The organism is Pseudobdellovibrionaceae bacterium, assembly GCA_023954155.1.
Taxonomy (GTDB): Bacteria; Bdellovibrionota; Bdellovibrionia; order Bdellovibrionales; family UBA1609; genus JAMLIO01.
On record JAMLIO010000001.1, the window covers coordinates 254,623 to 277,260 of the forward strand.

At 38.4% G+C, this 22,638-nt stretch carries 20 protein-coding genes; 3 read left to right on the top strand and 17 right to left on the bottom strand.

The features are described 5' to 3' along the window. Window positions 1-2: 2 nt before the first annotated feature. The gene (locus M9899_01110) at window positions 3-659 is read right to left on the bottom strand and encodes a hypothetical protein (GenBank protein ID MCO5112753.1); all 657 of its coding nucleotides are present in this window, start codon (window positions 657-659) and stop codon (window positions 3-5) included. A 175-nt stretch (window positions 660-834) separates the two neighbouring features. On the opposite strand from M9899_01110, the gene M9899_01115 reads away from it, so the two are divergent. Then, window positions 835-2,076, top strand: coding sequence for a patatin-like phospholipase family protein (locus tag M9899_01115; protein ID MCO5112754.1), 1,242 nt, complete (start codon window positions 835-837; stop codon window positions 2,074-2,076). A 76-nt stretch (window positions 2,077-2,152) separates the two neighbouring features. Further along, on the top strand, window positions 2,153-5,650 hold the full coding sequence (gene mfd / locus M9899_01120; GenBank protein MCO5112755.1) for a transcription-repair coupling factor: 3,498 nt from the start codon (window positions 2,153-2,155) through the stop codon (window positions 5,648-5,650). Window positions 5,651-5,685: 35 nt separating this feature from the next. On the opposite strand, the gene M9899_01125 is transcribed toward mfd, so the two are convergent. Next, the gene (locus M9899_01125) at window positions 5,686-6,438 is read right to left on the bottom strand and encodes a hypothetical protein (GenBank protein ID MCO5112756.1); all 753 of its coding nucleotides are present in this window, start codon (window positions 6,436-6,438) and stop codon (window positions 5,686-5,688) included. On the opposite strand from M9899_01125, the gene M9899_01130 reads away from it, so the two are divergent. Further along, window positions 6,416-8,026: a hypothetical protein gene (locus M9899_01130; GenBank protein MCO5112757.1), complete on the top strand. Its 1,611-nt coding sequence runs from the start codon at window positions 6,416-6,418 to the stop codon at window positions 8,024-8,026. The two genes, M9899_01125 and M9899_01130, sit on opposite strands and share 23 nt — an antisense overlap. Before the next feature lie 166 nt (window positions 8,027-8,192). Here the strand turns inward: M9899_01130 and atpC are convergent, their stop codons facing one another. The 15 genes from atpC to yidC form a co-directional block, all read right to left on the bottom strand. Then, complete coding sequence (gene atpC / locus M9899_01135; protein ID MCO5112758.1) at window positions 8,193-8,588, bottom strand: ATP synthase F1 subunit epsilon; 396 nt, start codon at window positions 8,586-8,588, stop codon at window positions 8,193-8,195. 17 nt (window positions 8,589-8,605) lie between these two features. Next, a complete protein-coding gene (gene atpD, locus M9899_01140) occupies window positions 8,606-10,006 on the bottom strand; it encodes a F0F1 ATP synthase subunit beta (GenBank protein MCO5112759.1) in 1,401 nt (466 codons plus the stop codon). A 27-nt stretch (window positions 10,007-10,033) separates the two neighbouring features. Next, on the bottom strand, window positions 10,034-10,903 hold the full coding sequence (gene atpG / locus M9899_01145) for an ATP synthase F1 subunit gamma (protein MCO5112760.1): 870 nt from the start codon (window positions 10,901-10,903) through the stop codon (window positions 10,034-10,036). Window positions 10,904-10,920: 17 nt separating this feature from the next. Then, entirely contained in the window at window positions 10,921-12,438 is a 1,518-nt protein-coding gene (atpA, locus tag M9899_01150) for a F0F1 ATP synthase subunit alpha (GenBank protein ID MCO5112761.1), read from the bottom strand. Further along, on the bottom strand, window positions 12,438-12,980 hold the full coding sequence (gene atpH / locus M9899_01155; protein ID MCO5112762.1) for an ATP synthase F1 subunit delta: 543 nt from the start codon (window positions 12,978-12,980) through the stop codon (window positions 12,438-12,440). The genes atpA and atpH overlap by 1 nt, the downstream gene beginning before the upstream one ends. Then, window positions 12,977-13,555, bottom strand: coding sequence for a hypothetical protein (locus M9899_01160; GenBank protein ID MCO5112763.1), 579 nt, complete (start codon window positions 13,553-13,555; stop codon window positions 12,977-12,979). The genes atpH and M9899_01160 overlap by 4 nt, the downstream gene beginning before the upstream one ends. After that, on the bottom strand, window positions 13,555-14,010 hold the full coding sequence (locus M9899_01165; protein ID MCO5112764.1) for an ATP synthase F0 subunit B: 456 nt from the start codon (window positions 14,008-14,010) through the stop codon (window positions 13,555-13,557). The genes M9899_01160 and M9899_01165 overlap by 1 nt, the downstream gene beginning before the upstream one ends. A 61-nt stretch (window positions 14,011-14,071) precedes the next feature. Next, window positions 14,072-14,443, bottom strand: coding sequence for a polymer-forming cytoskeletal protein (locus M9899_01170; protein MCO5112765.1), 372 nt, complete (start codon window positions 14,441-14,443; stop codon window positions 14,072-14,074). A gap of 4 nt (window positions 14,444-14,447) precedes the next feature. Further along, window positions 14,448-15,446 (bottom strand): ParB/RepB/Spo0J family partition protein, encoded by a 999-nt coding sequence (locus tag M9899_01175; GenBank protein ID MCO5112766.1) that lies wholly within the window; start codon window positions 15,444-15,446, stop codon window positions 14,448-14,450. A 1-nt stretch (window position 15,447) separates the two neighbouring features. Continuing rightward, entirely contained in the window at window positions 15,448-16,251 is an 804-nt protein-coding gene (locus M9899_01180; protein ID MCO5112767.1) for an AAA family ATPase, read from the bottom strand. A gap of 100 nt (window positions 16,252-16,351) precedes the next feature. Further along, the gene (locus M9899_01185) at window positions 16,352-16,927 is read right to left on the bottom strand and encodes a class I SAM-dependent methyltransferase (GenBank protein ID MCO5112768.1); all 576 of its coding nucleotides are present in this window, start codon (window positions 16,925-16,927) and stop codon (window positions 16,352-16,354) included. Between the two features lie 3 nt (window positions 16,928-16,930). Then, the gene (gene mnmG / locus M9899_01190; GenBank protein ID MCO5112769.1) at window positions 16,931-18,787 is read right to left on the bottom strand and encodes a tRNA uridine-5-carboxymethylaminomethyl(34) synthesis enzyme MnmG; all 1,857 of its coding nucleotides are present in this window, start codon (window positions 18,785-18,787) and stop codon (window positions 16,931-16,933) included. 101 nt (window positions 18,788-18,888) lie between these two features. Continuing rightward, on the bottom strand, window positions 18,889-20,259 hold the full coding sequence (mnmE, locus tag M9899_01195) for a tRNA uridine-5-carboxymethylaminomethyl(34) synthesis GTPase MnmE (GenBank protein MCO5112770.1): 1,371 nt from the start codon (window positions 20,257-20,259) through the stop codon (window positions 18,889-18,891). Window positions 20,260-20,280: 21 nt separating this feature from the next. Beyond that, complete coding sequence (locus tag M9899_01200; protein MCO5112771.1) at window positions 20,281-20,943, bottom strand: hypothetical protein; 663 nt, start codon at window positions 20,941-20,943, stop codon at window positions 20,281-20,283. Window positions 20,944-20,957: 14 nt separating this feature from the next. Then, window positions 20,958-22,550, bottom strand: coding sequence for a membrane protein insertase YidC (gene yidC / locus M9899_01205; protein ID MCO5112772.1), 1,593 nt, complete (start codon window positions 22,548-22,550; stop codon window positions 20,958-20,960). Window positions 22,551-22,638 lie beyond the last annotated feature (88 nt).

A 22,638-nucleotide genomic window follows, 5' to 3' on the forward strand; every position in this document is an offset into this window, starting at 1 on the left:
AGTTAGAACTGTACTTTTTCTCGAATCACATGTGGAAGTATCGTCATCTCTTCTTGCTGCTCGAGTAACCTTTTATTTTCGGATTCAAGTATGTTTACAAGAGTTTTTAAATCCACAACCTGTTCTTTTAAAAGAAACAACTGCTCTTCTTTTTCTTGTAGAATAGCAGAGTAAGCCTTTTTGAGTTCCTTGGTCATGTGGTCTAAAACTTCTTTCATAGACTCTGAGGTCTCTGATCTGCGTGGCTCTTCATCGTCTATGGCAGGCATAGGAGACATGTTATGAGCCGCACTCTTTAGGGTTTCTTGCTGAGTTGGGAACGAGAAGGATGAAACAAAAGCATCGTGTGCTTCTGTTCCATTCGGCTCTTCAAAAGACTCCTCTAAGGATTCTAAAAAATCTTTTCCGAAGAAATGTTGGCCTAGTTGCAAACCCTCATCTTGATGACTCAACTTAGGGCTTGCCTTGGGGGGGGCGGCTTGCGAAAAAGATTTGTTAGCTTTCGAGATGTTTCTGATATTTAAATCTGGAAGAAAGTACTTTCCATTATCAAACGCATATTCAATTTGCTCATTTTTAATGCGTCTTCTTAATGTTGAGATACTCACTTTGTATTTCGCCGAATAGTCAGCTAATGGTATCCAGTTTAAGTTATCCAAACATCCTCCCTCTTGCATAATCAAATCTAACTCACCACCCTGATATGGTAAATACCCTTGGTGAATAATCAGGACTTTCAACTATATTTATAACCTAAAGTCCAGATGAATGACTAATCAATGGCCTAGGTATTGTCCTAATGCGTCTTAATTTCTTTGGTTTGCGGATGCCGTTTTGTGTCCTTATCATAAAGTTGTGACTGTTAAATCCTATAAATCACCTGCATTAGTACTCAGTGGAGGCGGCACAAAGGCCGCAGCCTTTCATATTGGCGTCTGTCTGGCTATGCAACAGAGAGGCTTTATCTTTGGCAGTGATGAGGACAACCAGGGTAGGCAAGGTATTCGATTTAAAACCTTTGTAGGCTCAAGTGCGGGCTCTATTGTGGCTAGCTTCCTAGCCTCTGGCTATTCACTGGAAGACATCATCTATGCCTTTACCTTGGGTTCGGGCCTGACTGAGCTTCTGCCACAATCCAAGCTCAAACAAAAAGACCACGACCTTTCTCCCATGGGGTACCGCGACCTCTTTTCTGTACCCATAAAAGAAGCTCTGCCCAGATGGTTTTTACCTGCCTTCTTTTCAAATAAACTAGGTGTGACGGGTGGCCTTGAAGTGCTGATCAAACGTGGTGTAAAAGTGAATGGACTCTTCTCCACCCAAAACTTAGAGAAGTACTTTCGTGAAAAAGCTTTAAAAACTAATAATTTTAATGAGTTAGAGTCTAGATTGTTCATCATTGCAACCTACCTAGACCACCCCAAAAAAGCGATCTTTGGGCCAGAGATAGACACCCATTTTAAAGGGGATAAGCATGCCGACTATATCTCTCACGCTACCATCTCTGAAGCCATTGCCAGCTCCTCAGCTCTTCCTGCAGTTTTTGCCCCTTATGGAATCAAACTAGATAAAGACAATGAAAATACCCCACCCACCTACTTTTTTGATGGGGAGATCAGGGACACTATGAGTACTCACGTAGCCACTGAACAGGGTGCTGACCTAGTCATTGCCTCCTATTCAATGAGTCCCTATGAGTTGAATACTGAAATGGGCAGCTTAAACCAATATGGCATACCCATGATTATCAACCAGGCGATTTATCAAGTGATTCATCAAAAGGTTGAGCATTACCAAGAATCACAAAATACTATTCGTTCCATCATTGAGATTTTAACCACCCACTTTAAAGAACATAATGTCCCTCAACAAAAGCAATCCGAGCTGATCAATAAGATCGTGGATTCTACAAAAATTAACTTGGATGCTCAGTACATTTATATTCACCCCAGTCCACAGGACCACGAGATGTTTTTTGCCGATCATCTCAGCCTTAACAGCAAAAATTTAGAAAAGATCGCTAACGTCGGGTATAAAGCTGCAATGAACAAGTTAAGGACTCTTAAACTTCTTTAACTTTGATCCTAGGATTGCATTGCGTCGAACCTCTTCTATTTTGACCAAAGTCGTATAGATGCGTTTAGTGGTTTTTATGAGTTCCTCACTTGTTTTTGAACAACTGATTACAAAGAATTTAGAGAAAAAAGATTGGACCTATAAGCAAATCGAGGGCACATCCTCTTTGGTCCCATTGACTCTATTACTCAAAAGCAATCCTCAGTTTATCCCTGGCTACAAACATCTCCTTTTGGTTGAAGAGGACCACGAAGCCCGCACATTGGTGCAATATCTTGAGTCTCAAAACCTCAATTGTCTGTACTTACCTGACTTTGATGTCAGCCCCTACTCTGGGCTTTCACCAAGAAGCGATCTTTCTTCTCAGCGTTTACGATTTTTACATCATATTTCTACGGCATCTAGTGATTACTCCATTTACGTAACCACAATGACTGCTTTAAGTCTTAAGACTCTTCCTAAAGATCACTTGGATCAAAACACTTATAACTTCAAAGTGGGGGAAGAACTCCCCGATCCTATTCAAGAATTTTTAACACTTTTAGGTTATCGCTCTGTAAGCATTGTAGAACAACCTGGTCAATACAGTATGAAAGGTGGAATCCTCGACATTTTTTCACCTGCACACACTCTTCCTATACGAATCGAACTGTTCGGAGATGAAATTCATACTTTTAGGTACTTTAATGTAGAAACACAAAGGTCTGAAACTAAAGAGCTTTCTTGCTTCACTCTTATCCCAGCAAAAGAAACCTTTTACACAACAGAAAACCCCTCTTCACTGTTTAAGTATTTAAATGCTGTCACCTCAGATCGTAAAGTTGCTAAAGAAGATCTGGAACAAACTCAATTTGCTATCAGAAATCAAAGAGATTTTGTTGGACAAGAGTTCTTTTTAAAAGGCTTTTGGGACAAGTTTTCTTTGGCTAAAGATTTTTTTCCCCAACATTTAATATGTTGGCTTCCTAATAAGGAGATTCTTCTTAACAAATGGCAAGTTGCCCTAGAGTCTCTACAGCAAGAGTACCAGAATGACCTTGAAAGTTTGATCCACCCTAAAGTTGAGGACCTGTACTCTATTAAATCTGCTGACATCCTTCCAGAGAAACATACCTTTTTATTGGATGAAATTTTGCTTAAAGACCTCGAAGAAATTGAAGCCACAGATGAAGATCACCTTATTAAATATTCCTGTACTACACTTAAAGAGTCCTTAGCTAAGATTCGTGCTTTAAAAGGCAACTTTAAGGATTTACAAATATTTTTAGCCTCACAATTCCAAAACTGGAAGCAACAAGGGTTTAATTTGATCATCTCAGCTCCTCAAGATTTCGCCTTCCAAAGAGCAGAGCAACTGTGTGCAGGTATAGAACAAGAGTACACTAAAGGCTTAAACATTCATGAAGCTATCCAAACCTCTTTGCATAATGATGCCCCTTCGATTTTCATCACTAAAGAACCTTGTTTGGATACACTTAAACTCAATGAAGAAAATTTAATTCTTTTAAGATTCAAAGATCTATTCGGAAAAACCATTTCAAGATCATCACAAAATAGCAGTGCCGACTATTTCAAAAAACTCGATGCGATACGATTTGGTGAGATCAAATCTGGTGATTTTTTAGTCCACATTCAACACGGATTAGGTTGCTTTGAAGGCCTTAAAATCATGGATATACAGGGTGTCACTTCTGAGTTTTTGGAAATCAGGTACAAAGATAAAGACAAACTCTACTTACCCGTCCATCGTATCAATCAAATTAAACTTTATAATGGTCCTCACAATGAAACACTCCTAGATAAACTTGGTGGTAGTACATGGGAAAAGGCCAAGATCAAAGTCAAAAACCATATTCGAGATGTAGCAAATGATCTGCTCCAGATGTATGCAGAAAGAAGCCTTAAAAAAAGATCACCTTATAAAATTACAGATTCTGATCTTTTTGCATTTGAAAACGAATTTCCTTTTGACGAAACAGAGGACCAAATTAAGGCCATCCACGACATTCGTTCTGACTTATTAACAGATAAACCTATGGATCGACTGGTATGCGGAGATGTCGGTTTTGGTAAAACCGAAGTTGCCATGAGAGCTGCTTTTCAAGTTTTATTGTCTGGTAAACAAGTAGCTGTCCTTGCCCCTACTACTGTTTTGACCTTTCAACATTTTCGATCTTTTAAAAAACGCCTTGCTCATTGGGGTTTTAACATTAAAAGTCTCAATCGTTTTGTTTCACCCAAAGAAGTCAAAGAGACACTCAGGCTGCTTAAGACTGGCGAAGTTGATCTTGTTGTGGGCACTCATAGGCTATTGAGCCAAGATGTTGAATTCAAAAATTTAGGTTTACTCATCTGTGATGAAGAACAGAAATTCGGCGTAAAACATAAAGAAAAAATTAGAAAACTCAAAACCGAGGTGGACACCCTAATTCTTTCTGCAACACCTATTCCACGCACATTGAATATGGGTCTTATGGGACTCAGAGACTTAAGTTTAATCACCACAGCACCCATCGACCGACAACCTACACGTACCTTCGTTACTAAATATAATCCTGAAATTATTAAAAAAGCCATTTACTCAGAAATTCAACGGGGTGGGCAGGTTTACTATGTTCACAACCGCGTACAAAGTATTTATGGCATATATGACGAACTTAGAAACCTTATGCCTGATGTAAGAATTGCGGTGGGACATGGTCAAATGGCCGAACATGAATTGGAAAAAGTCATGCTGGCTTTTTTTAACCATGAAATCGATGTTTTACTTTCAACCACCATCATTGAATCTGGCGTGGACATTCCAAATGCAAACACCATGTTTATTGATCAAGCTCAACAGTTCGGTCTGAGCCAGTTGTATCAACTTAGGGGCCGCGTAGGTCGAAGTAAAAATAAAGCGTATTGCTATTTGATCATACCCAAAGGACGTCAAATTGAAAAAGATGCTTTAGAGCGCCTTAAAATTCTACAAGAAAATACAGCTCTTGGAAGTGGAATACGTATTGCACATTACGACCTTGAGCTGCGTGGCGCAGGAAATCTACTTGGCGAAGATCAATCTGGTCATGTGAATGTTGTAGGGTATGATTTATATATGGAACTTCTACAACAAGCAGTAGCGGAGGTTCAGGGTAAAAAATTAAACACTCATCTTGACCCTGAAATCAATATTTCTTTACCTGCATTGATTCCTAGCGATTATATTCCAGATATTAGAATGCGACTCTCCTTTTATAAAGCACTGTCCACTATTGAATCACCAGAAGAGATTGATCAAATTGAAGAGGAAATGCGAGACCAATATGGCACACTACCAGATGCCGTTCTTAATTTATTTATGATGATGCTTGTGAAAAAAATCTGTAAAGACAAAGGAATCAAAGAGGTCGGTTCTGGGCCCAAAAATCTTAGTCTTAAATTTGATACTTCGACAACCATGTCTATTGATAGAATTCTTGCTCTTACACGACAAGAAAATAAAAAATACAAATTACTGCCTGATGATCGACTTCTGATCCGAATGAATGAGATCACTTGGCCAAGAATTTACGATGAAATCAATTTCTTATAAAGAGTTCAGAAACGAATCTCTTGCAAACCTGAAAGTTAGAAAACAAGATGCAGTCCTACTTTAAAGCTTCTGGTTTTAAATTTATCTGGAAAAAGACTACTTTTTGCAGAAGCAAGGCTTGGGAAATCTTCCATTTCAAAAAAGATAAAACTTCCTTCTAGACCATAGTTATAGAACGCCTCCATAGACATGGTTTTTTGTAACCAATCTAAAAGCAATAGCCCGCCCAAGGTATAGTAAAAAGAAAGTTTAGAATCATGTTTAAGCACATCACTTGAACTGGGATTTTCAAACGAATATCTACCTATTCCTATTTTTCCGTAGGGCGCCACATAAGGATTGTTAAATATTCCATCAGCAATAGCATGTAAATCAGCACCTGTTTTTAATGCTTTAACCCCACCTTTAAAATTATACAGACCTAGGTTGATACCTGCACCCACCGAGATCAGAGGTAAGTTATAACTAGCCATAGTTTGTAATCCAAAATCCATCGATTTGGATTTAATCTTGGCTTTTTGCAGCGTAGAAACTGGGTAATTTATATCTGATTCAGATTTTTCCAGTGATAAAGCAATTCTAAATCCCCATGACGGTCTTCGTTCTTTAAAAGAAAGGAATCTGCTTTTTTTAGAGTCTTTTTCATCGTCTACAATAAATTGCTTCTCGACCTTTACCCAATTTTCACTCTCATCATGATCCTCTTTTACATTCTTGGCGTAGGTCCAGCTAATAAAAAAAGCATTTATCACGATATGTAGAAGTATGAAGCGCTTAATTCCCACCATGGTTAAATTATATAGTAGCTTACTGTTTATTCAATTTTTATTTTTTGCCCCTACTTCTTGGGCTCAATCTGATGTGGAAAAGATAATCCAAGAGATGACACTGGAACAAAAGGTCGGGCAGCTTTTTGTATTTGGCTTTAAACAACAGACCTATGATGCTTCATTAAAACAATTCCTAGACAGCACACAGCCTGGTGGACTCTTATTCTTTTCTAGAAATGGCAGATCTCCTCAAAGTGTAGCCCAACTTATTCAAGGAATTAAAGGACACTATAAACAAAAACCTTATTTAGAGCCTTTATTTATGGTTGATCACGAGGGTGGAGACGTTGTGCGCGTAGGACCTTCACATTTTTTTCCAAGTGCACTCAGTATTGGAAAGACCCAAGACCCAAGTCTTGCCTATCAGCTTGGTTTATGGACAGGACGTTACCTCAAAAGTATCGGCTTTGATGTCAACTTTGCTCCCGTTGTTGATTTACGTTCTGAAGAGAAGTTCAGCTTTATCGGAGAACGTTCTTTTGGTTCCTCTCCCGAAGAAGTTGTCAAAATGGTCCAGCCTTTTATTTCTGGCATTCACTCTGCACGCGTGCTGTCTGTATTAAAGCACTTTCCTGGTCATGGCAGGGTACATGAAGACAGTCACAAGGAAATCGTAAGAAAGATGGCTTCTTTAGAAGAGCTGACAACAAAGGACCTCTTGCCTTTCAAAACGATCATCCATTCCACGCCTCAAATTGGTGTGATGACTTCACACATGAGCGTTGAAGCCCTAGACCCTACTGGTGAACTCACTACTTTTTCTAAACCCATTGTGTCTAAACTTAGTGACACTTTTCAACATGATGGACTTGTTTTCACAGATGATCTCGACATGATCTTTTTTAAGAATAAAGATTTGGACCTTGCTCAAAAGGTTGTAGATTCCTTAAATGCTGGTCATGATCAAGTGCTGGTTGTTTGGTCCAGAAAAAATCAACATGTTGCTTATAATGCCGTTCTAAACGCCATTAAAACAGGAAAAATGAGCGAGCAATTTATAAATAGCAAACTCGAAAGAATTTTAAAAACTAAACTTAGGCTTAAACCTACAAATGACAACTTTGATATGGAAAATATCAAGCGTAGCCTAGCAAAGATCTACACCTTACAAACCAAAATCAGCCAACTGCATTTCCAAAAAGTGCCTAAAAGCTTATTTGAAGAGATTGCTGAGTTTACAAAATCAAATAAAGCCAATTATCTTTTTACCTTTTCTAATGCCTTTGCCACAGAATTTAAAAGTGTCTTTGATAAAGGTAAATTTATCCCTCTTTCTATGGAAAACTGGAATGCACAATTACAACATTGCAAAAAGAATCTTTGTTTTTTCCATGTCTCTGGGGACACTTCTAATAAGCGCCTAAAAACCGTTCCTAAGGATATTCTTCCTCACCTTGTTCTTATTAACACCACTGACCCTCTATTAACTCATGAACTTCCTTCTAAAAAAATGAACATTTATGGTGTGAATAAAAATATTTGGAAATGGATAGAAAAAGAGATTAAAAATATCAATTCCTCTTATGCCTTAGTCACTCAACAGTGAATGACAACAACGCTCCAATGATTAGATAATAGCAAACGGCTTGGAAAGTTTGTCTTTAAAGTGGACATGAAAAAAGGGACTCTTTACGGTCCCTTTTATCTACTAAATTTGAACAGATATTAAAAAATATTTTTTGAAGTTTTTTATATTGCACTGAGGTCAATAGTTACAGATTTAAACGCGCTTCTGCTCTCTTAAGTTTACGGTTGTACTTCTCGATGACTTCAACATCTTCTGTTTGAGCCATGGCCTCTATTGACTTCTCAATGGCCAACTTTGCTCTTTCCGTATCGACTTCGTTCTTGGTCTCAGCTGTTTCTGCAAGGACAGAGATCTCTCCTCCTAGAATCTCACAATAACCCCAGCTTACAGAAATTCTTTGCTCTTCTGTACTGCCTTTGGCTTTATAAGATAAAACACCTGACTCAAGAGTTGTAATTAAAGAGGCATGTTGATCCAAGATAGTAACCTCACCTTTATAAGCAGGAATGGTTACAGACTCGATTTCTAAGTCTGTAACTACTTTCTTAACGGGTGTGACAATAGATAGTTTTAAGCTCATGACTGTCCTTTAATAAACTATAAAGTTTTTGCTTTCTCTAAAACGTCTTCAATAGTTCCAACTAGATAGAACGCCTGCTCTGGAACGCTGTCATGTTTACCATCAAGGATTTCTCTAAATCCTTTAACAGTGTCTTTAATATCTACGTATTTCCCTTTTAAACCTGTGAAAACTTCGGCCACAAAGAAAGGTTGAGATAAGAATCTTTGAACTTTACGGGCACGACCCACAACAAGCTTATCTGACTCTGATAATTCGTCCATACCTAAAATCGCAATGATATCCTGAAGTTCTTTATATCTTTGAAGTAAAGCCTGAACATCACGTGCTGTTTTGTAGTGATCATCACCCACAACTTGTGGATCCAAAATTCTTGATGTGGAGTTAAGAGGGTGAACCGCAGGATAAATACCAAGAGCTGCAATATCACGATCTAAGTTTGTTGTTGCATCCAAGTGAGTGAATGTTGTTGCAGGAGCAGGATCAGTATAGTCATCCGCAGGAACGTAAATCGCTTGCACAGAAGTAATAGAACCTTTTTTAGTTGAGGTAATACGCTCTTGTAGAGATCCCATCTCTGTACCTAATGTAGGCTGATAACCCACAGCTGAAGGAATACGACCTAATAACGCAGACACTTCAGCACCAGCTTGTGTGAAACGGAAGATGTTATCCACGAAGAAAAGAACGTCTTGGTTCTCTTTGTCACGGAAATATTCTGCAATGGTTAATCCTGTTAAAGCCACACGCGCTCTGGCACCTGGAGGCTCGTTCATCTGACCATAAACTAGTGCTGTCTTATCAATAACGCCAGACTCTTTCATTTCTAACCAAAGATCTGTACCTTCACGAGTTCTTTCTCCCACACCCGCAAACACAGAATAACCACCATGCTCAGTCGCAATGTTACGAATCAACTCTTGAATCAATACGGTTTTACCAACACCCGCACCACCAAAGAGACCGATCTTTCCCCCTTTTGCATAAGGAGCTAAAAGGTCCACTACTTTAATACCTGTCATAAGCATTTCAGCTTGTGTAGATTGTTGATCAAAAGTAGGAGCTTCTCTATGAATAACCCATCTTTCTTTAGCAGGAATCGCAGGTCCACCATCTACTGGATCACCAGTAACGTTAATAATACGGCCCAACACTTCTGCACCTACAGGAGCTGTGATCATATCACCTGTGTTTTGAACTTCAGTTCCACGAACAAGTCCATCTGTGCTATCCATAGAAATCGTTCTGACCACACCATCACCCAGATGCTGTGCCACCTCTAATACAAGGTTAAATTTTTCACTGTTAATTGTTGTGTTTGTTGCTCTTAGAGCTGTGTAGATGGGTGGAAGCTCACCGCTACCAAACTCAACGTCAACCACTGGTCCCATTACTTGTTTAATTTTTCCTGTTTGCATTTTTAAACCCTTTCTCCTTCAGTATAATTACCCTTGGAGCGCTTCCGCACCAGAAGTGATTTCAATCAATTCAGTTGTAATATTAGCTTGTCTTACTTTGTTATACGTTAAAGTAAGTTTATAAATCATTTCAGCAGCATTTTTAGTTGCATTTTCCATAGCCGTCATACGTGCCGCATGTTCAGCAGCAATACTCTCAGACATGACTCTGTAAATTTGAACAGCGAAGTGCTTCTTAAGCAGCTGATCCAACATTTCAGCAGGAGAAGGTTCAAAGATAATATCTGTAATCTCGTCCGTTCCTTCTTCTGCTGCGACTGCTAGAGGCAATAATGTCTCTTGCACGATCTCTTGCGCAATTGCTGATTTAAATTCGTTATACACAAGCTGAACTTCGTCATAATCGCCCGCTTGATACTTCGTTAAAAGATCTTCTGCCACGTCGCTAGCAAGAGAGTACGAAATGTCTTTTGCTAGATTTTCTAATGTTGCTACAGCTTCAATTTTTCTGTTTTTGAAAAAAGCGGCGGCTTTTTTCCCGATAAAATAGAAATCGACCTGTTTGTAGTTCGGTGCAATTTCATCGTATTTTTTTAATGCCCATCTTGCCAAGTTGTTGTTGAACCCACCACAAAGTCCTCTATCACTTGTTAGTACAACAAATAATAGTTTTTCTTTGGGCCTTTCCCCTGTTTCTATAAGCGGGTGTTCCACACCGTTTGTAGAAGCAATGTCATTGATCAGATTCAAAATTTTATAGGCATACGGGCGACAATTTATAATATTGTCTTGGGCTTTTTTTAGTTTAGCAGCAGAAACCATTTTCATGGCTTTTGTAATCTGTTGAGTGTTCTTTACACTCTCGATTCTGCCTTTAATATCCTTTAAATTTGCCACTGATACCGTTCCTTAAATTAAGCGTTTGTAGGTCTAAAAACAGCGTTAAATTCTTTAATGGCTTCTACCAATTTAGCTTCAGTTGCATCAGAGATTTTCTTTTCGCTAACAATATTCTTTTGAACATCACTGTACTTTTGTGACAAGAATTCGATGAATTCTTTTTCATAACGATTCACATCTGTCTCAGTCACATTATCCAAATAGCCTTTAACCGCAGCATAGATAAGTACAATTTGCTCTTCCACTTTGTAAGGAGAGTACTGGGGTTGTTTTAAAATCTCAACCAGCTTACGACCTCTAGACAACTGTCTTTGCGAAGCCGCATCTAGGTCTGATGCAAACGCAGCAAATGCTTCAAGGTCTCTGAACTGTGCAAGGTCCAATTTCAAAGTCCCCGCAACTTGTTTCATCCCTTTAATTTGTGCAGCACCACCCACACGAGATACTGATTTACCTACGTTCACTGCAGGTCTGATCCCTTTGTGGAATAAGTCTGATTCCAAGAATATTTGTCCATCTGTAATTGAAATCACGTTCGTGGGTACGTAAGCAGAAATATCACCCGCTTGTGTTTCAATAATAGGTAAAGCTGTTAATGAACCACCACCGTCAGCTTCACTCATTTTTGCCGCACGCTCTAAAAGTCTTGAGTGAATATAGAATACATCTCCAGGGAAGGCTTCACGACCAGGAGGACGTCTTAAAAGTAGTGATAACTGTCTGTAAGCTTGAGCTTGTTTAGTTAAGTCATCATATACAATCAACGCATGTTGACCATTGTCTCTGTAATACTCAGCCATAGACACCCCTGCATACGGAGCTAGGTACTGCAATGGTGCAGGATGAGACGCTGAAGCCACAATAACAGTTGTGTACTCTAAAGCACCTGTGGCTCTTAATTTTTCAACCACTTGTGCGATGGTAGATTGTTTTTGACCAATAGCTACGTAAAAGCATTTTACGTTTTGGTCACCTTGGTTAATGATTGTGTCAATGGCGATGGCTGTTTTACCAGTCTGTCTGTCACCAATGATCAATTCCCTTTGTCCACGACCAATAGGAATCATAGAATCAATAGCTTTAATACCTGTTTGAAGAGGTTCTCCCACTGGTTGTCTTTTAATAATACCTGGAGCTTTGATTTCAATCGCTCTGAACTCTGTGGCTTGAATTGGACCTTTGCCATCAAGTGGGTTACCTAAAACGTCCACAACACGACCTAAAAGGCCATTACCGACTGGTACTTGAACGATCTTAGCTGTTCTTTTAACAGAATCACCTTCTTTAATTCCTCTGTCTTCACCTAGAACCACAATACCTACTGCTGAATTCTCTAGGTTAAGAACCATCCCTTTAACGCCACTTTCAAATTCAACAAGCTCACCAGCCATTGCATTTTCAAGACCAAAAACTTTGGCAACACCGTCACCAATTGTTAATACAGTTCCTGACTCACTTACTTCTACGGTTTTGCCGTAGTTCTTGATTTCGTCCTTTAATATTCTACTAATTTCATCAGCGCGTATTTCCATTAGTTAGCACTCCTATTGATTTGGTCTTTTAATTTTTTTAAATGCGTTTCAAATGTATCATCGAATGTATAACTTCCCACCTGAGCCTTAATTCCACCGATGACCTTCTTGTCTTCCACGTAAGTCAAAATCACTTTTTTATTCAATACTCCTTGAATCTTAGACTCAATGGCACTTCTTTGTGCTGGGCTTAGAATGTAGGATGATTTTACCGTACCTCTTACGACCCCATTGGCCTCATCGTTCAATGACTCATAAGAAGATGTGATTTCAGGTAGGTATGTAATTTTATTTCTCTCTGTAAGCATCTTTAATGTATTCACAACATCTTTGCTTGCTTTGATCTGCTCTAGAGTTTTATCCAAAATTTTAATCTTATCTGCCAAAGACACTTGTCTTGATAAAAGGAAGTTTTCAACATCTGAAGAAGATAAAACTTCACTTAAAACTCTAAGTTCTTTTAAATATTTTGTTTTGATATCTAAGTTTTCACCTAAATCAAACAAGGCCTTAGCGTATTGATAAACAAAGTCTTTGCTCATGGATTCACCCTAATCTCTTCCAAGAATTCGTTGTGCAGCCGTTGAATTTCGTTTTCTCCAATTTCTTTTGGAAGGTCTTCTTTAGCTCTTGAAAGGGCCTTTTCTAAAACCATCATTTTGAATTGTCGCTCTGTACTCTTAAATGCGGCTAATGCGTTCTCTGAAGCATCTTTGACCGTCTTTTCCGCAGATCGTTTCGCCTCTTGGATCAAATTATTTTTATATTCAACAGATTCTCTTTTAGCCTGCTCAAGTCTTGAAGAGTACGTCGTTTCAAGCTTGCTTAGACGATCTTCGATCTCTTTGCGCTTCTTTTCTACTTCCGCCATTTCTCTTTCTGCTTTAGTAGACTCTTCAATGAACTTTTGTCTGTAAACTGGAAATACAGGCACTAGATATTTTTTAATGATAAAAACTATAATTCCCACGAACAATAAAAAGTTAAATGTCTGAGCCGCCACCAAGTCCCAAGGGATCGAACCATCATGATGATGTCCTCCACCTGCAGGCATCGCTGTGGAACCTACTAGCATCAATGTTACAAATAATAGCCTTGGATAAACTCCTGAATACATTATTGGGCTCCTCCCCTGCTATTTAATATTTGCTTAACAATGACTTGAGACACTTCGCTTGAAGTTTGATTTAAAACACCCGCTGCTTGCTCCAACTGTAGGGATATTTGCTGTTGCGTTTGGGCAGAAATATCTTTAGCTTTTTCCAAAGCGTCTTTTTGGATTTTTTCTACTTCTTTGGATGCCATGGATCTCTGTTCATTGAACATGAAAGAAACTTCTTCATTGATTTGGCGAGCTCTTTTTTGGAACTTCTCTTCGGATTGCTGGATGAGCTCATGGGAGCGTTTCATGATGTCAGAACTTCCAGATGTCATTTTTTTTCTTTCTTCAGAAGCTAAAAAGTAAGGCTTAAACGCAATATAGTACAGCAAAACATACGCAAATAGATAGATACCTAACTGTACGAATAAAGTACTGTTGATACCAAGTGCCGATACGATGGTTTCTAACATTTTGAGGTTTTCCTTTTTTTAGGAAAATGGCTATCATTGAGATCAATAGCGGTCAATGATTTTAAGAGGTCTGCGGCATATATGAAGCACCCTCAAACACGACTCCATCGGCAATGCTTAGCGAAGGACTTGTGACTGTTCCAGTAAAGTGTGCGGGTGGGTACATTGTGACCTTTGACTTTGCGTAGATATTCCCTTTGACGTAACCAGAAATGATGACCTCATCGGCTTCGATTTGACCCTCTATGTCAGCAGTCTGATCGATAACCAAAATATCATTTGTATAAATCTCGCCCTTAAATTCACCCGAGATTCTTACCGTACCCTCAAAGGATAACTTACCCTCAAATTGTGTTCCAGGGCCTAAAATGGCAGAGACCTCACCGATCTCATGCTCCTCTTCTGATCTTTTTTTGACTGTGTTCATTTCCATGTTGTTAATTCCATTCTCTAAACTTTTTGATCAGACCTTCAAATTGCTCTTTATTATAAAATTGCAATGTCAGTTGGCCTCTTCCATTTTTATACTGAATTTTAGTTTTTGCACCTGTATTGCGCTGGATTTCCTTAGAAAGGGCCTGTAGCGCTCTAGTTTCGCTTGTCTCCACTTCTACATCTGAAGGCTTACCTTCTAGAGTTGTTTTAACAAGCTTCTCTGTGGACCTTACACTGAGGCTCAGATCCAAACATTTTTTTGCTAACTTTTTTTGCAGTTCTTTATCTTCAACCACAACTAAGCATCGGGCGTGTCCCATAGATAGATCGCCCGCAGCCACCATATCCTGGACTTCTCTAGAAAGCTTCAAAAGTCTTAGTGTATTTGTGACTGTAGCTCTATCTTTACCCACCTTTTCGGCCACATCTGCTTGCGTCATATTGTGTTTGTCCACAAGGATTTGGTACGCCAAAGCTTCTTCAATGGGGTTTAAATCATCTCTTTGGATATTTTCAATAAGAGCTAACTCTAAGGAATCCTTCTCGTTTGTCTCTTTTAAAATGACTGGAACCTTTACTAGTCCAGCCTTTTGAGCGGCTCTCCATCTTCGTTCACCAGCAATGATCTCAAAGCGATTTGCAGAAAGCCTTTGTGCCACTATAGGCTGCATGATTCCTTTTTCTTTAATACTCGCCGCTAAATCTTCTAAGGGTTGAGGATTAAAAACTTTTCTAGGCTGATATTTGTTGGCTTCAAGATTCTCCACGGCCACCCAATGGATTCTTTCTGTATCTGGAACTTCAACTTTCGGGGCTTCTGTAGCCGATTTGACTTTAGGGGGTTCTTTTGAGGCCTGTTTCTTTTCTGAAGTATCAGAAACTAGCTCTTCTGTTTCATCTAAAGAAGCTCCTCCCACACCGAGTAAAGATCCCAAACCACGTCCCAATCTTTTTTTGTTATTTTTTGTATCTGTGCTTTGTTCTGTATTTTTGTTTGCCACCTTAAGCTCCTACCATGTTTTCTTTTGCCACATTGCTTTTCACGCTTCGTTGATCCAACTCACGAGCTAAGGCCATATACTTTTTAGCACCTACTGATTTTGGATCATAAGCTATGATGGACTGTCCATGGCTTGGGGCTTCACTCAATCTTACATTTCTAGGGATAATAGTTTGGAAAACCTTGTCTCCAAAATGAGATTTAATCTCAGTTACAACTTGATGCGACAGGTTATTTCTTGTGTCAAACATAGTAAGGGCAATGCCATCAATCTTTAGTCTAGGGTTAAGCTTCTTTTTTAGAAGCCCCGCAGTATTTAGGAGCTGAGACAACCCCTCTAGAGCAAAGTATTCACATTGTAGAGGAACAATAAAGCTATCCGCAGCAGTCATCGAGTTAATGGTCAAAAGTCCTAACGAAGGAGGGCAATCAATCAGAATATAATGGTATTTTGACTTAATAGATTCTAGAGCTTCTTTAAGTCTAAACTCTCTTTCTGGAACATCTATAAGTTCTATTTCAGCACCAACAAGGTCTGGGTTGGCTGGGATCACTTCTAAGTTTTTATGTGATGTTTGAAATAAAGAATCAGAGATTTTTTTCTCACCAATAAGGACATGATAAATATTTTTTTCAGCCTGCTCATGTCTTTTAATTCCTAGACCACTCGAGGCATTCCCCTGTGGGTCCATATCAATGAGAAGAACTTTTCTCCCCATTTCAGCTAAACATGCCGCCATATTTACTGACGAAGTCGTTTTTCCCACTCCGCCCTTTTGGTTTGCAATACAAATTACCTTTGCCATTATGCCTCCGATCTTCAAAATTGTTTCACGTGAAACAATTCAAGTAAAGGATATTCCACATTAGACACTTAGCATAAGCGAAGTTGTTCCACGTGAAACATTATTTTTCAGATTTTCCTTTATAATACACAAGCGATCTCTGAGTATCCCCGTCCAAAGAATAGTCTGAATAGGCAAAATAGTGGGCTGGGATGTGTCCGATTTCATTGTTCCACGTGGAACCTTTTATAAAAAATCCAGGAGATTCGTTAAATTTAGACTCGGACGACAGGAATTCCTGAATACTCATAAGTCCGCGGCTCAAAAATACATAAGGAAGGGGCGGGGTGATTGCAGCGAAATCTTGGTTTAATATAACAACATTATTTAACTCAAGTTTTGTGCTTGCATACTTTAAAAACTCACACTTTCTTTCGTCTGTATCTACAAGAAAGAACAGATTGCTAGGTGAAAGTATAGCCCAAATCATGCCTGGAATACCGTTGCCTGATCCAAGGTCATAAAATGAATATTCATCGGGTAGTCTGTAGTTATTCAAATACTCATTGTGGCTGCGTAGTCCATCTTCAATATGTCTTGACCAGAGATTCGCAATATCTTTTCTGCTTACCAAATTGATTTTCTTATTAAATTTTTCGATTAAACTGGCAAATTCCTTAACCTGTTGAAGACTCATAGCTTATCCATCCAAATGAATCATCAGAGCTTGAATGGCTGATGGATTGACACCGCTAATACGAGAAGCCTGTCCCAATGTTCTGGGTTGAATTCTCATCAATTTCTCTTTCTCTTCAGAAGACAGTGACTGTAATTGAGTATAATTAAAAGAGTCAGGAATGATTAGATCCTCCAAATTACTCATCTTCTTTATCTTATCATACTCTCTGTTGATATAGCCCTCATATTTAATGTCAATCTCCACTGGTTCATATATATCAGAAGAAACCTGAAAAGACAGTGATAAATGTTTTATATTTTCATTAGTGACTTCTGTTCGACGAAGTAACTCTTCGCAATTGCTAGGTTTTAAAAGTCTTTTTGTGGGTATGGATTCTAAAAAGGACTGTGTGGTTTCGTTAGGTACAAGCTTATGACCTTTTAATGACTCTCTATACTGCTTTCTACCGTTTAAGAGCTCATCAATTTTTCGTTTTTGTGCCTCAGTATATAGACCATACTTCAAGCCGTAATCATACAACCTTTCATAGGTATTATCTTCACGCAATATTAGGCGATATTCAGCTCTAGAGGTGAGCATACGGTAAGGCTCAAGGGTTCCTTTCGTAGTTAAATCATCAACTAAAACACCAATATAAGCCTCATGTCTTTTAAGAACAAAAGGGTCCTTATCTTCTATGGCAAGACTGGCATTTAAACCCGCCATAAATCCTTGGACAGCAGCCTCTTCATAACCACTTGTTCCATTGATTTGTCCCGCTAAATATAAACCCGAAATAAACTTTGTCTCTAAAGAACTTTTAATCTGAGTGGGTTGAATAAAGTCATATTCCACAGCATAACCAGGGCGAATTAAACGAACATTTTCAAGCCCAGGAATGGTTTTTAAAAATTCTAACTGAACATCCTCAGGTAGGGAAGTGGATATCCCCTGTAAATAAACTGAGTTTGTATTTAGCCCTTCTGGCTCCAGAAAGGTTTGGTGTCGGTCCTTATCTGCAAATCTTGTAATCTTATCTTCTACACTAGGACAATATCTAGGACCAATCCCATCAATCATACCTGTGAACATTGGAGATTTATCTAAATTCCTTCTAATAATCTCATGAGTACGTTCATTGGTGTAACTAATATGACAAGACACCTTTGGAAGCGCCATCTCTGTAGGACTAAATAAGCTAAATGGAACAAACTTGTCGTCTCCCCATTCTTCTGTAAGTCCTTCATAATTGATAGATTCCTTTAATAAGCGGGGAGGAGTCCCTGTTTTTAGTCTTGTGACTTTAAATCCGAAATCGTTCAACTGATCAGAAAGGCCCACGGTGGCCTTTTCCCCAACTCTTCCACCTTCAAACTTTTGAAGGCCAATGTACATGACCCCTCTCATAAAGGTGCCTGTAGTTAAAATCACTTTTTTTGAAAAAATCTTACTGCCATCAGTAAGAGTAACACCCTGACATACATTTCCGTTAAGTATCAGTGATTTGGCTTCATCCTCTAAAAGATCAATGTTTTCTTCGGTCTGAATCACTTGGCCTGCATTTGCACAATAGAGATCTTTATCACATTGTGACCTAGAACCACGAACAGCAGGTCCTTTTTTAATATTTAAACGCTTAAATTGGATGGTCGAACTATCAGCTATGCGGCCCATCTCACCACCAAGAGCATCCAGTTCTCGAACCATGTGCCCCTTAGCCAGTCCCCCAATAGAAGGATTGCAACTCATAAAACCTATTTTGGAGGCATCAGTAGTGATAAGCAGGGCCTTCTGACCACGACGTGCGGCCACTAAGCTGGCTTCTATACCTGCATGCCCAGCTCCTACTACAATGATGTCATAATTCATAGATTTCATAGGTAATTCAAATACACAGAAACACAGATTCTGTCCATAAAATAGGCTGAGAGTGGGCCTTTTCTTGTGCTCTTTTCAAACACAAAATTCTAGGTCAAAAATCATTTGCCTAAACAAAAATCTTTGAAAATTTTATCTCTCACAATCTCTTCATCTTCAATAAAACGAAGCTGTAACAAATCTTTTAAAGCTAAATTCAAGTGAGACAGTACGAATTCCTCACTATGGCCTTCATCAAAGGTTTGATAGCCCTGTTCAAGCTCATTTTTTATCTTTTCCAAAAGTCCTCTTTGGCGAACAGACACCACCTCCAAAGAAGACTCGCTTTCGCTAATATCAAAAAGCTCGCTCATAGCTGTGGCCAGCTCCTGTAATCCAGACTTAGTAAAAATAGAAATAAAAAAATAGGGGACAGAGTGGGACTGAAAATGCTCCCTTACCTCTTGTTTTTTCTCTTCGTTTAAAAGCTCAGACTTGTTCAGTAAAACCAGCGTTCTTTTGTTTTTAGTAAATTCAAGGAATTTGTCTAAAAACTTATAATTATCATAGTCTAAAAGAACCAGTACCAGGTCAGCCACTTCCACCTGGCCTTTTGCCATTTCAATACCTTCTGTTTCAATGTGATTGTCTGTGGTTCTCAAACCCGCCGTGTCTACCATTTCAAAGGCCTTATCACCAATAATTGTAGTCTCTGATAAAAAGTCACGAGTTGTTCCAGCCACCTCTGAAACAATAGCCCTTTTTCTACCTAAAAATTCATTCAAAAGACTGGATTTACCAACATTGGGAGGGCCAAAGATAAGGGTTTTGATTCCTTTATCAATTAAGTGACGAGTTTCAAAGTTCCTAACTAAAGGTTCTAATAAATTAAGAGATTCTGAAATTTTACACAAGATGTTTTGCTTACTTTCAATTTCAATGTCTTCCGTTGAAAAATCAATCATGGCTTCAAGCCTTGCTATGGCCCAAACTAGCTTCTCTTCTACATTTAACAAAAATGCAGAAAACTGCCCGTCAAGTTGCCTTAGAGCCTTATCAATAAAAGCTGACGAGTTGGCCTCGATAAGCATAAGGACAGACTCTGCTTGTGCTAAATCCAAGCGTCCATTTTTGTAGGCTCGATATGTGAATTCACCACGATCTGCTAACCTACAGCCTTCATGTACAAGTAGGCTTAGAATTTCTCTGACAATCACAGGATTTCCATGGCAAGAGATCTCAACTGTTTCCTCGGCAGTAAAAGATCTCCCCTTTTCAAAAAAGGTGACTAAAACCTCATCTAAAATTCTGTGCTGTGATGGATCTTTAATTTTACCATAGTACACGTAGTTAGGAAGAATCGTTTGGGGAAAACCAGAAAATAGAGGCTTCACATATCTTAGAGCTTGAGAGCCTGAAACCCTAATAACATGAAGTCCACCTCTTCCTTGAGGGGTAGACTGCGCGCAAATTGTATCCTCTAAATTATACATAAAACGCGAAATATCATCTAACTAAGAGTTAAAGTTTTCATCTGGAAAATCATCATCAGGCAAAGCGACGTTTCCGTTCACTTCATAAAACTCTTCTTTTTCTATAACATTTCCATTCTTTTCTTTAAATTTAGAATTAGGTCTTTTACCATTGGAATTTTTAGCATTACTAGGATTCGGATTGGGTTTTGAGTTTACAAGAAATATCTTAATTTTTTTATAAATCCCTTCTCCGACACTTTTTGTTTTAAATCTCTTATCCTCAGAAAGATACTGATGAACTAACTTTCTTTCTCTTGGAGGAAGAGCCCTAAAATATACTGCTTTTTTCTTTTTTAGGACTAGTCCCTTAAGTTTCTCAGCCAACTGATATAATTCATCATCTGCTTTTTCACGATATGAGCCACTATCAACTATCACGGAAACTTTTTCTTCTGGTAAGTTATGTTGTAGGCTTCGTTTTAAAAAGAGCTGAAAACCATCCAAAAGTTGGGCATCTCTATCTTTTAAAATCTCTTCATCTTCACCATATAGGTCCACCAAAATCTTTTTATCTTCTTCAGATACCTTTAAATCAAATGAAAGTTTAAAACCTGCTTTATCAAGTAAAGTTTGCATTTTAGTCTCAACAAAAGACTCGGCTTCGCTTTTTTTACCCCCGAATATTTTTTTAAATAAGCTCACAACTCATCTCCTTTTTAATTTTTAGCCTTAGTAAAAACATACTGTTGAAGAACACCGAACAAGGTACTCACAAAAATATAAAGTGTAAGTGCACTTGGCAGAGAAATCATAAATATTGAAAACATGATTGGCATGAACATCAGCACTTTTTGCTGTGTAGGGTCCATTGCTGTAGGCGTTAGTTTTTGCTGAATAAACATAGTTAGACCCATTAAAACTGGAAGCACATAATAAGGGTCCTTTAAACTTAGATCTTGGATCCAAAGCATAAAAGGAGCCTGATACATAACTACGCTTTCAGATAAAACTCTATATAGAGCAAAGAAAATAGGAATTTGTAATAGCATAGGCATACATCCACCTAACGGATTGACTTGTGATTCTTTCATCAAAGCCATTGTCTCTAGGTTTGCCTTTTGCGAGTCATTTTTATATTTCTCTCTGATCGCTTTAAGTTGAGGCTGGATCTTCTGCATCTTAGCCATGGATTTGTAACCCTTGTATGCCAAAGGAAACACTAAAATCCTCATCAATAAAGTCAGTAGTATAATCGCAATACCGTAATTGGCTGTTAAAGAATAAAAGAACTTCAATAAAGCCAAAATAGGATAACAGATGAGCTTAAACATTCCAAAATTGATCAGTTCAATAAAGTTCGCATCTACACTTTTAAGAATCGCATCATCTTTAGGCCCAATAAAATACTTTTGTGAGATTTCAAAACTTTTCACTTGTGGAGTAAAGGCGTAGTCTAATCTTGCAAAAATATTTTCATCATCACCTGAATAGATCAATGCTGATGGTTTTAGTGTAGACTTATCCAAGACGGCCTGGCCAAAATAGTGATTTGCAAACGACAGAATCGTCACATTATCAAAAACTCGGCTGGCAAATCCATCTTTACTGATGAAGTCTCTGTTAGACTCTCCATTGCTAATGGCAAGATACTCTTGTCTTTCATAATTGGGCATAAACATCGTACCCGCACTAGTGTCTTCAATTTTCATCTCTAGATATGTAGATAAACCAGAAAATTCACCTTGAAACTCATACCCTACGTTCATGGAATAGGTTTTATTATCTAATGTGATTGTTTTTTTAATCACGCCACTTGATCCTTGATGAATTCCAACGATCTTATTGCCCTCTTGCTTTAAATCAAAAATAAGATTTTCTTTTGAATTCAAGATGGCTGTTTTAAATAATTTCGAAAACTTCTTATTTGAAGCGTCCCTTTCTTTATATTTTTTGATCTCAGCATTCTTAAGCTCAAAACCGTAGCTTGAAAACTCAAGTGTCCAAATTTCATCTTCAACTTTAATAATTTGCTCTTCAGGTAGTAGTGCTTCTTCTACTTTTTTAGTCAGCACAGCTGGTGAAGCTTCTTTATTTCCATTCGTATTTTCAGCTTGCACTTCATCGGTCGTTGCCCCCTCTGAGTCTTTAACCTGCAACGGAGTAGAAGCATCTTGAACCTTATCTTTTGCATAAATATGGGGATACTTCTTTTGCATATAATTATTCCAGCCCATAAAAAGCAAAAAGGTGACTGCGATAGCCAGAATTGTTTTTGGATCAAAAAAGGAATTGTTATTATTTGTGCTCATGTCTACATATCCCTAACGTTGGATGTTTGCATTTTTCAGGCGGGGGCACAGGATCATAGCCATAAGGCCCACCAGGTCTACACTTTAA

Bases quoted from the DNA above. Each gene is read 5' to 3' on its own strand.
- mfd (MCO5112755.1), top strand. From the start codon at position 2,153: ATGAGTTCCTCACTTGTTTTTGAACAACTGATTACAAAGAATTTAGAG.
- M9899_01130 (MCO5112757.1), top strand. From the start codon at position 6,416: ATGAAGCGCTTAATTCCCACCATGGTTAAATTATATAGTAGCTTACTG.
- M9899_01125 (MCO5112756.1), bottom strand. From the start codon at position 6,438: ATGGTGGGAATTAAGCGCTTCATACTTCTACATATCGTGATAAATGCT.
- atpC (MCO5112758.1), bottom strand. From the start codon at position 8,588: ATGAGCTTAAAACTATCTATTGTCACACCCGTTAAGAAAGTAGTTACA.
- atpD (MCO5112759.1), bottom strand. From the start codon at position 10,006: ATGCAAACAGGAAAAATTAAACAAGTAATGGGACCAGTGGTTGACGTT.
- atpA (MCO5112761.1), bottom strand. From the start codon at position 12,438: ATGGAAATACGCGCTGATGAAATTAGTAGAATATTAAAGGACGAAATC.
- atpH (MCO5112762.1), bottom strand. From the start codon at position 12,980: ATGAGCAAAGACTTTGTTTATCAATACGCTAAGGCCTTGTTTGATTTA.
- M9899_01160 (MCO5112763.1), bottom strand. From the start codon at position 13,555: ATGTATTCAGGAGTTTATCCAAGGCTATTATTTGTAACATTGATGCTA.
- M9899_01165 (MCO5112764.1), bottom strand. From the start codon at position 14,010: ATGTTAGAAACCATCGTATCGGCACTTGGTATCAACAGTACTTTATTC.
- M9899_01170 (MCO5112765.1), bottom strand. From the start codon at position 14,443: ATGGAAATGAACACAGTCAAAAAAAGATCAGAAGAGGAGCATGAGATC.
- M9899_01180 (MCO5112767.1), bottom strand. From the start codon at position 16,251: ATGGCAAAGGTAATTTGTATTGCAAACCAAAAGGGCGGAGTGGGAAAA.
- M9899_01185 (MCO5112768.1), bottom strand. From the start codon at position 16,927: ATGAGTCTTCAACAGGTTAAGGAATTTGCCAGTTTAATCGAAAAATTT.
- mnmG (MCO5112769.1), bottom strand. From the start codon at position 18,787: ATGAAATCTATGAATTATGACATCATTGTAGTAGGAGCTGGGCATGCA.
- mnmE (MCO5112770.1), bottom strand. From the start codon at position 20,259: ATGTATAATTTAGAGGATACAATTTGCGCGCAGTCTACCCCTCAAGGA.
- yidC (MCO5112772.1), bottom strand. From the start codon at position 22,550: ATGAGCACAAATAATAACAATTCCTTTTTTGATCCAAAAACAATTCTG.